The 246-nt window shown below is 50.0% G+C and carries 1 tRNA gene; it reads right to left on the bottom strand.

Annotated features, from left to right (window positions below):
- Positions 1-64: 64 nt before the first annotated feature.
- Positions 65-141, bottom strand: a tRNA-Ile gene (locus ACX9YW_RS23410).
- Positions 142-246: the final 105 nt, after the last annotated feature.

Raw genomic sequence — 246 nt, 5'->3', positions numbered from 1 at the left:
GCCTGTCGGTTTTCAAGACCGATCCCTTCAGCCGGACTTGGGTATTCCTCCGTATAAATATCAATGGTGGACCTTGTAGGACTCGAACCTACGACCGGACGGTTATGAGCCGTCTGCTCTAACCAGCTGAGCTAAAGGTCCATTAAGATGTCCTGTGTAATTATGGTTATTTTGCATTCGCAAAAAACTTGGTAGCGGCGGAGGGGATCGAACCCCCGACCTTACGGGTATGAACCGTACGCTCTA

It is taken from the genome of Pseudoneobacillus rhizolycopersici, assembly GCF_054786815.1.
The sequence above is the reverse complement of the archived record's forward strand: the minus strand, read 5'-3'. Positions and strand labels throughout refer to the sequence as shown.